This window comes from Thermostichus sp. OS-CIW-29 (assembly GCF_054058195.1).
In genome coordinates this window covers 44,828-57,325 of sequence record NZ_JBSSAB010000002.1, presented here as the reverse complement: position 1 = coordinate 57,325, position 12,498 = coordinate 44,828, and the positions used below count along the sequence as shown (strand labels likewise).

The window sequence follows — 12,498 nt, the reverse complement described above, 5'->3', positions numbered from 1 at the left end:
GTCTCTTTAGGTTGGGTCGGTTTCGGCCAGAGAGACCCCTTCCATCGCCAAGGCTGTCTCCGCTTCTTCTGCCTGCACATCCCGCAGAAAGGATTCCAGAGAGGCATGGGCTTCCGCCTCCAGTTCTGCTCCGCCAAGGGTTATGCTCTCTTCCGGCAGCCAGCCCAAAAACGGCAGGGGCAAGAGGGTGGAAAGGTTGGTCAGGATCAGCAGCAGCCCCAGCCGGCTGAAATCGGTCTCCGTTACCCCCAGCCCATGCATCAGCAGGGATCCCAGCTCTTGGGAGAGAAACCCCGCCAAATTAAAGGCCGACATCAGCAGAGCAAAGAGGGTGGCCTCGATCCCAGGGGGGCAGAGGCGGGCGGCCAAGACCAGCACTGGCATAAAGGCAATTTGTCCTGCCACCGTCAGCACCAGGCTGTCCCCCAAGCTAAACCAATGATCGTCGATGCCCCAATCCCGGTTGAGGTGATAGACCAAGATAAGGCTGGTCAGGCCCAACCCTGCCGAGATCACGGTCATCCAGCCGAACAGGGGCCGCAGTGGGATCCGCCGCAGGTACACTTGGAAGATCCCTACCCCCAGCAAACTGGCGATGCTGGTAACCAAGCGCACCTGACCCAAAAATTCCGGCCCAAAGCCGAGATCGTTGGTGACAAAGTAAAAAAGAGCCGCATCGGCGCTGGGAGTGGCCTGCCAAACGAACACAAACAGCACCGGCAGCAAAATGCTGGGTTGCCGCAGCGCCCGCCACACCTGCCCCACCTGTTGTTGCAAGGGATCCCAGCCCTGGGACAACGCCACCGGTTGATCGGCAATAACCCAAGCTGCCAAAGCGATGAACAACGGCAACAAGGCTGTCAGGCCAAACACCACCTGCGGCGGATAATGGGCTAAGAGCGCTCCTCCCAAATAGGCGGTGAGCAGGGATCCCAAGGCCGTTGCTCCCCAAGTTAAAGATTGCAGCGTGCCCGTCCCCGCCCAGTCACTGCCGTGTACCCGCTCCACCACCAGCGAATCTACGATTACATCCCCTACCGCCACCGCCAGGGATCCCAAAACCATCCACAGGGTGGCCAGACCAGCCGTCGGTGCCCACAGGGCCATCCCCAGCCAAGCCCCACACCCCAGAAGCCCTGACAACAAGAGGTAGGGACGACGCCGATAGCCTGCCACCGGTACGGTATCCGACAGCAGGCCGTAGAGGGGCTTGAGGATCCAGGGGCTCATGGCAACGCCCATCAACGCCGCCACCTGAGACGGGCTGAGGCCCAAGCTATCCTTCAGGTAAAAGCTGGTGGCCAGCCGTGCCAGCCCCACCGCCCCCTGTACAAAGTACACCAAGAGGATTCCGAACAATTCCGGCGTCCAGTGGATATCCCGCAGCGGGGTCAGGGTGGATTGGTGCAGCCGTTGCAGCAGAGGATGAATCATGAGCGGTCGCAGTGTAGCGAGATGTTAGTTGGTGCGGTGTTGCCTTGGCAACAGCAAAACCATAAGAATCTTAACAGTCTCTTCACCTTAACCTGTCCAACTGGCTTCCGGCTCCGACCTCCTTGGACGGGTTGCGCTTCCCAGCGCTCTTTCTGCTCAACCCAGCCGAGCTACAAAATCTACAAAATGAGGTCGAAATGAGGTCGAAAGGTAAACTACCCGGCTCCGACCGCTAAGCGGTACGGAGCGGGCTTTCAGTAGCCCTGAGCCTGCTCTGCTCTACCAGAGAACAAAACAAGCCCGGACCTCTAGGCCGGTTTACGACAGCCCCCAAGAGCGCAATCACATTCGCACCATTCAAATCCGCATCCCCTTCCCATCCACAGTGCCCACACTTGAACGACTTGCCACTGCGATAGGATTGCGCAGGGTCGGGATGGATGTGCAAACACCGGTGGCAGGTCTGCGACGTGTAGGCAGGCGGCACAAGAATCAGAGAAACCCCTGCAACCCTCGCCTTGTATTCCAGAAATTGACGTAGTTGGTAGAACGCCCAACTGTTGGTCCTACGCCGCTCGGCCTTGTTGCGCGGCTGTTGATTGACCCTTTCCCGGATCCCTGTCAGGTCTTCCAGAGCGATAGCACTGTTTGTGGCTTTTGCCCTGGAGACAATAGCTTTGGAGATGCGATGATTGACCCACACTTGAAAGCGTCTCTCCTTGCCAGACAGCCGTTGCAACAGTTCTCTGCATCTGCGCCGCGAACTGCGTGTGCCCTTACTGGCTTTGCGTTGGAGTACCGCCCTCAACCGGGAGTAGTGGTCTCGGACTCTGTTCAACTGCTGTCCATTCCAGTTATCTCCTTCCGATGTATGGGCAATATCTGTCCTTCCCAAGTCCACCCCGATCACCTTGTCGGTATCTTGTTGCTTGGGTGGTTTTTTCTCTACGCAAATCTGGATGTAGTAGGAGCCATCTTTCCGCTGGACTAGGGTGGCCGATTTGGGGTTAGAGCCAGCCAGCATCCCACGCTGGTAGTTGCCAATGGCCAGTTCAAAGCGTTCTCTCCCTTCCACCGTGGTCAGCGACACTGTCCAGTCTTTCTCGCGGAACGAGAAGATACGAGCGTCGTAGGTAGCGAACCTACGCTTGAACTCTTTAACTGGACGGTTGCGCTGTCTCGCCACTTTGCGAGCGCCTGCCACCCGTCTGCAGACCTGCTGGGCCAAGTTACTGGACAAGCCGAATCGGGCTCGAATCTCGTAGTAGCAAAGGGATTGCAGTTTGACCGCGTTGACGATCTTCTCCGGCGTGTTCTGGTTGACCCAGTTCAGTGCCTGCACAAAGGCATCCATCGTCGCGTCCAATTTAGCGGCTTGCGACTGGGACACCTTGAGCTTGCAGAAGATGGTTAGGATTTGGCTCATAAGTTCATTGTACTTCATCAAAGCGCATTCCTCCCGGCAGCGACCCTACGGGCACAGTGCGGGGCTCCTGCGATTTCTAGCTGATCCCCGGGTGCTATGCCATCCAGCCAAGGGCGGGGATCCCAAGAAGTCCAGCATGCTTTTGTCCCATGTTGACCGGCCCAACCCCACCTCGGCGGCACCTGAACCCGCAACTGCAGCAGCAGGCAGGGCAGTAGAGACGGGAGACAAAGGCATTCCGAAGCTATGATGAACAGGGATGGCTCTGAGTTTCTACCTACATCTTTAACTGGGTCTGTTTTCAGGCTGTGCTGACTGCTTCTTCTGCCGGTTCTGCGGTTGATGCCATTGCTCCTTTTGCTCCCCAAGTCTGGAGCTGGCGCGGACATGCCATTCGCTATGTGGTGCAGGGATCCGGATCCCCCCTGGTTTTGGTGCATGGATTCGGGGCTTCCATCGGCCATTGGCGGCACAACATCCCCGTGCTGGCTGCGGCAGGATACCGGGTCTATGCCCTGGATTTGCTCGGGTTTGGCGGCTCGGCCAAGCCTGCCCTCCCCTACACCCTGGATCTCTGGGCGGAGTTGCTGGTGGATTTTTGGCAGCAGCACATTCAGCAGCCTGCTGTGTTTATCGGCAATTCCATTGGTGCCTTGCTCAGCTTGATGATGGCTGCCCGGCATCCCCAGTTAACAGCAGGGGCGGTGCTGCTCAACTGCGCCGGGGGACTGAACCATCGCTCCCATGAGCTCAGCCCGATTTTCCGCCTTTTCATGGGTGTTTTCACCGCTCTGGTGGCCTCTCCGGTGACGGGGCCATTTTTGTTTGATCGGGTGCGGCAGCGGCAGCGTATTCGCGCAACTCTGGAGCAGGTGTACCGCAACCCCGCCGCCATTACGGATGAGCTGGTGGAGATTCTCTATGCCCCTTCCTGTGATGTGGGCGCTCAGCAGGTGTTTGCCTCGATTCTCACCGCTCCCCCTGGCCCAACTCCTGAAGCCCTATTGCCTCAGGTGCGCTGCCCGCTGTTGGTGCTCTGGGGAGAAGGGGATCCCTGGACGCCCATTCAACGGGGTCGCGGCTTTCAAAACCACGTGAAAGGGATCGACTACCAGTTTCTCCCCATCCCCGATACAGGCCATTGCCCCCACGACGAGCGCCCAGAGGTGGTCAACCCTCTGATTTTGAGCTGGCTGCCCAGAGCCTTTGCGGCGGTCTAGCCTTTTTTAGAGGTTCCTTTGCTGGAGAGGCCCAACCAACCTCGGATTTTGGCCATCCAGACTTGAAGGGGTGAAGGCTGGGGACGGATCGCCACCTGGATCGGCTCGTCTTGGAAGTCCTTGTCCTTGAGGCGAAACCCAAACTCCAGGTCATCTTTCACCTTGCCGAGACGGGGAAACAGCCTGACGGCTGCTTTTTTGAGTTCTTCCTCGTTTTGGAAAATGGCCTGGTGAATGGCGCTGGAACGCCCCACTGCTAGGGATCCCACCGGCAGCCAAGGGTTGGGCTGGCCAGGCGCGGGCTGGCGACGGCGGGCAAAGATGTTGAACTCCGGCATCCCCTTGGCTTTCAGCTCGTCGTACCGTTTGGCGGCTTCCTTGCGCTTGGCAGTGTTGGAGCTGGCCGGTTTTTTCTCAGGCTTGGATTTGCGGAAACCCTTAGACTGACTCATACTTGGGCTGACGAGAGGGGGGATTTTTGCAGCTTAGCGCAGATCGGATCCCCTTCTCTGCCGGGGATCCCTTGTCCTCATTGTCCGTAGCCGGCGTGCTATACTTGTTGAGCTTCGGCGGGCGGTTAAAGGGGCCTGTCAGTCGGGATGTAGCGCAGCTTGGTAGCGCACTTCGTTCGGGACGAAGGGGTCGCAGGTTCGAATCCTGTCATCCCGATGGCTTTAAAGTTCACTGAGCTCTCAACTTAATCTTGGGGGTTTAATTTTGGGGGTGTAGGTGACGCAGCCAGGCATTGACGTTGACCCGAATTCGCTGCCCAACCTGTAAGAGGCGGTGCAGGTTTTCGGCAGAAATGTCTCGGCAGTCTTCTTGGGGCCAAGCTGGGCAACGCGGGCCAATTTGACGCTCCAGCGCTGTCAGATAGAGCTCTTGCAGGCGATCCAAGTTGATGGGCAGGCGCAGGTCTGCAGCCAATTGCAGCCATTCTTCCAGGTTGTAGAGCTGTTCGCCGAAGGTCTCCGGCTCAAAAGCGTGGGCAAGGTGCCACATCCCCCGCTGTAGGAGCCGATCCAGAACCCGGGCTGCCTCTTCCCGCCGCAACTGACACCCCAACTGCTCGGCCTCGCGCACAATTGCCCGCAATTCCAGCAGGTGATCCCGCTTGCCCTCTTCCATTTCCATCGCCCGCAAACTGGTCAACAGGCGTTGGTTGAGGGTGATCTGAGCGGCAGCCAACAACTCTTCCGGGATCGGCAGGCCGTCGGCCCGAAAGGCCATCAAGACCCCGTAATTGTCCAGGTAGGTTTGGCGGTAGAGCTGGGCCAGGCGGTCTAGGGTATCTTGAGTGAGCCAGCGCATCATCTGCTGCCGATCTTCGTCGTCGAGGGCGTTCAAGTCGAAGGTTTCCGGCCCAAATAGGTCTTGCAGGGTCAGGATCATCTGGATCCGACTGTGGGATCCGGCCAGCAGCCGCGCTTTTATCTGCTCGTAGATGCGCCGCCCGGCAAACGGCTTGACGCCACATTGAAAGTCCCAGCCGCCGAGATGGAGCATGGCGTAGATTAGATCGTGCTCTTCGCGGGTGGTGGGAAAAGTGAGCTTCACCCGCCCGATGGCCAGTGTCGACCCGCCTATCGTCAGGCGCTCTTGATCCACTTGATCCAGCACATATCCTTGGGAACGGGGGATCCCGTTAAACAGGGAAAACATGGCGTGCCGGGCCACCAGCCGTTGCGGGCTGATCAAGCTGGGGCGCACCAAGGCGCAATAGACCCCCTTGCCGTCTCCGTAGAGGTCGAGGTTGCTGGGGGCCTTGCTCAGGCGCTGCAAAAACTCCTCTTCTAGGTTGACATCCGCCACTGCTGCTGCCAACTGGATAGCCCGTGCCGCGTAACGCAGGATCTGCACCCCTTCAGGACGGGATAGCTCCTCGAAAAACCAGCCACAACTGGTGAACATCAACTGGCTGTAGCGCTGCATCTCCAACAGGCGCAGCACTTGCACCCGATCTTCGGCGGTGAGGCGGTGGCTTTGGTGCTCCTGCAAAAAGGCATCACAGCGCTCCCGATCCAAAATCACCTCGATGTAACGATCCCGCGCCAGCCAGGGATCCCGCAGGTAGGCTCTGGCCTCCGTCTCGTAGATCTCGGCCAGCTGATCCCGCAGCCAGTTGAGGGCCTCCCGCAGCGGTTGCCGCCAGCGTTGGTGCCATCCCCCCACCGCTCCGCAGCCACAGTCTCGCGACCACCGTCCTACCCCGTGGGCGCAGCTCCAGGCGGTGACCGGTTTCAGTTGCACCTCCCAAGTGGGGGGATGTTGGCTGAGAAAATGGCTGTAGTTGCCCACCTGCCAGCCCCGGCGGGGAAATTCCTCGCAAAAGGCATAGGCCAGCGTGCGTTCTACACCCCGCTTGTGGTGGCCAAAAGTCTCGCCATCGGTGGCACAGTTGATCAGATAGGCTTCCCCCTCTTTGTCCGGGCGCAGAGCGGAACGGATCCGCTCCGCCAGCGAATAAGTACTGTAAACGATATCCCCAAAGCCCAAGTCACGGGAAATGGGGCCATCGAAAAAGAAAATATCCAAGTACCCCTCCCGGTCGGGGGTAAAGCAGCGGTAGGGCCGGCGGGGATCGATCTGGCCTTGGCTAACGTCGATCCACTCCGTTTGTCCCAAGGGGCGAATGCGCTGCGCTTGGCTGGGGGCCAAAATGACGAAGCGGATCCCACATTCGACCAAGGCCGTGACCGTTGCTGCATCAATGGCGGTTTCGGCCAGCCACATGCCCTGGGGATGGCGCCCGAAGCGGTGTTGGAAATCGGCAATTCCCCAGCGGATCTGGGTGTACTTGTCTCGCTCGTTGGCCAGGGGCAGGATGACGTGGTTGTAGACTTGGGCAATGGCATTGCCATGACCCTCCAGCCGCTCAGCGCTGAGACGGTCGCCGGCCAAAATGCGTTGGTAAACTTCAATGTCATGCTCCTCTAGCCAAGAGAGGAGAGTAGGGCCGAAGTTAAAGCTCAAGAATTCATAGTTGTTGACAATGCGCACCACCCGTCCTTGGTCGTCCAGAACGCGGGCAAAGGCGTTGGGGCGGTAACATTCCGCCCAAATGCGCTCGTTCCAGTCGTGAAAGGGGCTGGCGCTCGGCTGTCGCTGAATGCGGTTGAGGCAGGGATCCTCTCGGGGCGGCTGATAGAAATGGCCGTGTAACACCACGTACGGCCGCGCAGAGGAAAGCTCAGCAGCACCTGCCGGAGAAGGAGCCGCTTGCATCGGCGGGTCGGAGACCAAATCGCTGTGCCCTGACTGTGCCGCTGGCCTATCGGAATTTTTGGAGCCACTCGGCATCATGAGATTACACTCCTTTTAGAGGCCTCCAACTGGGTTACAGGGGAAGGCAATGTTAACTTAAGTTCATATCCATACGTTACAGCGATCCCCGATCTGCAACGGTGAATGTAAAAGATTCAGTTGGAAATTTGACAGGGAACAAACATCGGTCAGTAATCTTTGCGTTTTCCTCACAACAGAAGGGATCCCGGGACTTAGCGGGTGGGAGCCGATCTGCCGGTGGCCATTTCCCACGCCGAACAACCCGTTTGAGGTCAGGCCCCCATTGGAATCCCGGTGGATCCCCAGCTCGAACTCACATTCCGGTCCAGTGCCACCAGGCCCAGCCCAGCCCCACCAGCAGCGCCGTTATCCCATAGAGGGATCCCACCACCTGCACCTCCGACCAGCCCCCCAGCTCCAGATGGTGGTGCAAGGGCGACATGCGCAACAGCCGTCTGCCTGTGCCGGTTTTGCGTTTGGTGTATTGGAAGTAGCCCACCTGCAGCATCACCGACAGCGCCTCTGCCACCAGCACTCCCCCCATCAGGGCCAAGGCCCAGAGCTGATCCCCCAGCAGCGCCAACCCGGCCAGAGCGCCCCCCAACCCCAGGGATCCGGTATCGCCCATGAACAGCCGCGCCCGGTGGTGGTTGTGAACCAGGAACCCCAAGCAGGCACCGCTCAGGGTGAAAGCCAACACCGATAGCTCTGGATCCCTGTGAAGGAGCCCCAGCCCAATCAGCAGGATGGCCACCACCCCTGCCGCCAAGCCGTCCATACCATCGGTGAGGTTTACGGCATTATTGGTGCCCACCAACACAAACAGGGCCAAGGGCCAGAACAGCCAGCCCAGAGAGAGGGTGCCTATCCCCGGCAAGGTCAGACTGGTCGGGATCCCCTGCCAGGCCAGGTAGCCGCAAAAGACCAGACCGATCCCCACCTGGAGCAACAGCTTGTGCTTGGGAGACAACCCCTTGTTGGATTGCTGCCGGATCACCAGCCAATCGTCCAGCCAGCCGACAAGGCTGTAGGCCAGCGTGAGCAGCGCGACGGCCAGCCAATGGGGATCCCAGCCGTTCGCGTAAGCGGGCCGTAGGCCTTTCCAGATCCCGGCCACCAGTAGCCCCACGGGCAAAAAGCTGATCCCGCCCATGGTGGGTGTGCCTGCTTTTTTCTGGTGGGATTGGGGCCCCTCCTGGCGGATCACTTGCCCCGCCTTCCAGCGCCGCAACCCGGGGATGAGCAGGGATCCCAGCAGGGCCGAACCCAACGCGCTCAATCCAAAAGGAACGACCACCTGGGGGCGGATCCCAATCACAAGGGCCGAGAGGGCTAAACCCAGCCCCAGCGAGAGCGCCATCCCGCCCCACTCTGTTTCTTCCAGCTCCAGATCAGGAAGTGTATCCGCATCCACCCTTTCCACCCTTTCTGAACCCCTCACACCCTCAACCTCCAAACCCTCAAAAACTCTATCCTGCCAGAGCTCAGAGGCGAAAGTTAGTTGAGTGGGGATCCCTTCAATAGGGCCACTTCCAGTTGCGCACCTCCGGCAGATCTTCCCCGTGTTTGCAGATGTACTGCTTGTGCTCCACCAGCTTGTCCCGGATAAGCTGCTGGACGTGATCCCGCCGGTACTTGAAGCGATCCACCCGCTCCAAGACGTCGTTGGCCAAGTTAAAGCGATCCACCTGGTTGAGAACGCACATGTCGAAGGGGGTGGTGGTGGTGCCTTCCTCCTTGTAGCCGCGCACGTGCAGGTTGTGGTGGTTGGGACGGCGGTAGGTGAGGCGGTGGATGAGCCAAGGATAGCCGTGGAAGGCAAACACGATGGGCTTGTCGGGGGTGAAGATACTGACAAACTCCTTGTCGCTAATGCCGTGGGGGTGTTCGCTGGGCGGCTGCAGCTTCATTAGGTTCACCACGTTCACCACCCGGATCTTGATCTCCGGCAGGTGCTGCCGCAAAAAGTCCACCGCCGCCAGGGTTTCCATCGTCGGCACATCGCCGCAGCAGGCCATGACCACATCCGGCTCTGAACCCTGATCGTTGCTGGCCCATTCCCAGATGCCCAAGCCCTGGGTGCAGTGCTTGATGGCCGCATCCATGTCCAGGTACTGCAGGGCCGGCTGTTTGCCCGCCACGATCACGTTCACGTAGTGGCGGCTGCGCAGGCAGTGGTCGGCCACCGAGAGCAGAGTATTGGTATCCGGGGGCAGGTAGACGCGGATGATTTCGGCCTTTTTGTTGACCACGTGATCCAAAAAGCCGGGATCCTGATGGCTAAAGCCGTTGTGATCCTGCCGCCACACGTGGGAAGTCAGCAGGTAGTTGAGGGAAGGGATGGGCCGCCGCCAAGGAATGTGACGGGTGGTTTTCAGCCACTTGGCGTGTTGGTTGAACATGGAGTCCACCAGGTGGATGAAGGCTTCGTAACAGGAAAAGAACCCGTGTCGCCCGGTCAACAGGTAGCCTTCCAGCCAGCCCTGACAGACGTGCTCGCTGAGGATCTCCATCACCCGTCCATCTGGGGAGAGGTGCTCGTCGCAATCGTAGATGGGAGCTACCCAGGTGCGGTCGCTGGCCTCAAACACAGCATCCAAGCGGTTGGAAGCCGTCTCGTCGGGGCCAAAGAGGCGGAAGTTGTGGGGGTTGAGCTTCATCACATCCCGCAGAAATTGCCCCAGCACTCGCGTGGCCTCGGCTTCGGTGGTGCCGGGGCGGGGAACAGGGACAGCGTAGCGGCGGAAATCCGGCATTTTCAGCTCCCGCGTCAGCAGGCCGCCGTTGGCGTGGGGCAAAGCGCCCATGCGTTTTTCCCCTTTGGGAGCCAGCTCTTGCAGCTCCGGCAGCAGACGGCCATTTTCATCGAAAAGTTCTTCCGGCTTGTAGCTGCGCATCCAGTCCTCCAGAGCCTTGAGGTGCTCCGGTTTTTTGGCCAGATCCGCCAGGGGCACTTGGTGGGAGCGCCAGAAATCTTCCACCTTTTTGCCGTCCACCTCTTTGGGGCCGGTCCAGCCTTTGGGGGTGCGCAGGATGATCATCGGCCATTGGGGACGAGTGGGATCCCCTTTGCTGCGGGCATGCTGCTGGATTTCTTGGATCTCGTGGATCACCGTGTCCAAAGTGGCGGCCATCAACTGGTGCATCTCTGCCGGCTCGCAGCCTTCTACGAAGTAGGGTTTGTAGCCGTAGCCCACAAACAGATTTTGCAGCTCGTCACGGCTGAGGCGGGCCAAAACGGTGGGATTGGCGATCTTGTAGCCGTTCAGGTGCAGAATCGGCAGCACCGCTCCGTCGTGGATGGGGTTGAGGAACTTGTTGGAATGCCAGGAAGCGGCCAAGGGGCCGGTTTCCGCTTCTCCATCCCCCACCACACAGGCCACCAGCAGATCGGGGTTGTCGAAGGCCGCCCCAAAGGCATGGGCTAGGGCATAGCCCAGTTCTCCCCCCTCGTGGATGGAGCCGGGGGTTTCCGGAGCCACGTGGCTGGGCACGCCGCCGGGGAAGGAGAATTGCTTGAAGAGCTTGCGCATGCCTTCGGCGTCTTGGCCGATGTTGGGATACACCTCGCTGTAGGTGCCTTCCAAGTAGGTATTGGCCACCAGAGCAGGGCCACCGTGGCCGGGGCCGGTGATGTAGAGGATGTTGAGGTTTTCCCGTTTGATGATGCGGTTGAGATGCACGTAGATGAAGTTCAACCCGGGTGTGGTGCCCCAGTGCCCCAGCAGGCGTGGCTTCACATGTTCCAGTTTTAGGGGTTCTCGCAGCAGCGGGTTGTCCATCAAATAGATTTGCCCGACCGACAGATAGTTGGCGGCCCGCCAGTAGGCATCCATTTTGCGAAGCTCGTCGGCGGTGAGCGGTTTTGTCGAGAGCTGTTCTGCCAGAACCATAGCTGTACCCCATAGGTATCTCTACTCCTATGGTGATCCGGGTTTGCCCAATTGCCGGGGGATCTTGGGATTCCTTTGGATTTGGCTCATTGGGTGAGCGGTAGGCACCTGTTACCACCACCAGGGCTTGATCGGGGTGCCGTCGGGAAAGATCAGGCCGGCAATCCGGGATCCGCTGTGCTTTAACCCTTCGATCTGAGCTCCTTCCAGGTTGGCTTGGGTTAGGTTGGCCCCGCTGACATCGGCCCGCCGCAGGTTAGCCCCCTGAAACTGGGCCTGACGCAGCTCGGCGCCGCTGAGATTGGCCCCTTCCAGGTCGGCATTGGACAGCTTGGCCCCCCGCAAGTCCGCCCGCTGTAGGTTGGCTCCCCCCAAATCTGCTCCCTCTAGGTTGGATCCGCGCAGATCCGCCCGGTTCAGATCCGCTCCCCTCAGCCGGATCTGACAGAGCACCAGTTCCCGCAGATCGGCTTTGCTCAGGTCTTGGCCGGAGAAATCCTGTCCCTGTCCCCCCCAATTCTGCAACTGCCAGATGTGGCGCACCCGTTCTTCTAGGTGGGTCTCTTCCGAAAGCTGGGATCCCCGCAGGCTGGTGCCGCTAACTTTTACCCCCCTCAGGTCGGATCCCCGCAGGTCGGCTCCTTCGAGGACGGCGCCGCTTAGCTTGGCCTCTTGCAAATTGGCCTGGCGCAGATCCGCCCGGCGCAGGTGGGCGCCGTTGAAGTTGCAAAGGCGCAGGTTGGCCTTTCTCAAATTGGCTTCGTAGAGGTTAACGCCCCCTAGCCGCGCCTCTTGCAGATCCACTCCCTCCAGGTCGGCGTAGGCAAAGTTCCGCTCCCCACGCCGATAGGCTACGATCACCCCTTGCGCTCCCCCCACCGGGCGAAAAGGGCTGTAGGTGCGACAGGCCCGTTCTGCCTCCGGCTGGCCAAGCTGAGACAACAGCCGCCAAGCTGCCAAGCGGACTGCCCAAGAGCTATTGCCGGCGAGGGCTGCAATGAGTTCGGCCAGGCCCGCCGACCCGTACTGCAGCAACTGGGATAGCGTGGCTAAGCGCACGGCTTCATCGCTATGGGCGAGTCGTCGCCGCGCCCCCTCGAGACCTCCCAGCACTAAGGCATGGGCCGGGGCGCTCCCGGTTGCCATTTGCCCCCCCAACACCAGATCCCAAGGTTGGGGCCGGGATCCCTGGCCAGTTCTGACAGCCGGCTGAGGCTTACCTACCATGGGCAGATCCCGA

The 12,498-nt window shown here is 59.8% G+C and carries 8 protein-coding genes and 1 tRNA gene; 2 read left to right on the top strand and 7 right to left on the bottom strand.

Going from position 1 to position 12,498, the window contains the following annotated elements; all coding sequences use genetic code 11:
* Positions 1–6 precede the first annotated feature (6 nt).
* Both ACVWZJ_RS01160 and ACVWZJ_RS01155 read right to left on the bottom strand, forming a co-directional pair.
* Positions 7–1,434 carry a folate/biopterin family MFS transporter gene (locus ACVWZJ_RS01160; protein WP_011432781.1) on the bottom strand — a complete coding sequence of 476 codons (1,428 nt, stop codon included), beginning with the start codon at positions 1,432–1,434 and terminating at the stop codon, positions 7–9.
* A gap of 232 nt (positions 1,435–1,666) precedes the next feature.
* Positions 1,667–2,860 (bottom strand): RNA-guided endonuclease InsQ/TnpB family protein, encoded by a 1,194-nt coding sequence (locus ACVWZJ_RS01155; RefSeq protein ID WP_457394057.1) that lies wholly within the window; start codon positions 2,858–2,860, stop codon positions 1,667–1,669.
* A gap of 308 nt (positions 2,861–3,168) precedes the next feature.
* Between ACVWZJ_RS01155 and ACVWZJ_RS01150 the strand changes: the two genes are divergently transcribed.
* On the top strand, positions 3,169–4,080 hold the full coding sequence (locus ACVWZJ_RS01150) for an alpha/beta fold hydrolase (RefSeq protein ID WP_457394054.1): 912 nt from the start codon (positions 3,169–3,171) through the stop codon (positions 4,078–4,080).
* Here ACVWZJ_RS01150 and ACVWZJ_RS01145 read toward each other — a convergent pair.
* Positions 4,077–4,532 carry an HHL1-like protein gene (locus ACVWZJ_RS01145; protein ID WP_457394051.1) on the bottom strand — a complete coding sequence of 152 codons (456 nt, stop codon included), beginning with the start codon at positions 4,530–4,532 and terminating at the stop codon, positions 4,077–4,079. The genes ACVWZJ_RS01150 and ACVWZJ_RS01145 overlap by 4 nt on opposite strands.
* Before the next feature lie 143 nt (positions 4,533–4,675).
* On the opposite strand from ACVWZJ_RS01145, the gene ACVWZJ_RS01140 reads away from it, so the two are divergent.
* Positions 4,676–4,749: transfer RNA gene (locus ACVWZJ_RS01140), tRNA-Pro, on the top strand.
* 42 nt (positions 4,750–4,791) lie between these two features.
* Here the strand turns inward: ACVWZJ_RS01140 and ACVWZJ_RS01135 are convergent.
* From ACVWZJ_RS01135 to ACVWZJ_RS01120, 4 genes are all read right to left on the bottom strand, one after another.
* Positions 4,792–7,383, bottom strand: a complete 2,592-nt coding sequence (locus tag ACVWZJ_RS01135; RefSeq protein ID WP_457394048.1) for a DUF3536 domain-containing protein — start codon at positions 7,381–7,383, stop codon at positions 4,792–4,794.
* A gap of 295 nt (positions 7,384–7,678) precedes the next feature.
* Entirely contained in the window at positions 7,679–8,725 is a 1,047-nt protein-coding gene (gene mraY / locus ACVWZJ_RS01130; protein ID WP_457394209.1) for a phospho-N-acetylmuramoyl-pentapeptide-transferase, read from the bottom strand.
* Between the two features lie 157 nt (positions 8,726–8,882).
* A complete protein-coding gene (locus ACVWZJ_RS01125) occupies positions 8,883–11,258 on the bottom strand; it encodes a phosphoketolase family protein (RefSeq protein WP_414329861.1) in 2,376 nt (791 codons plus the stop codon).
* 111 nt (positions 11,259–11,369) lie between these two features.
* A complete protein-coding gene (locus ACVWZJ_RS01120; protein ID WP_457394044.1) occupies positions 11,370–12,485 on the bottom strand; it encodes a pentapeptide repeat-containing protein in 1,116 nt (371 codons plus the stop codon).
* Positions 12,486–12,498: the final 13 nt, after the last annotated feature.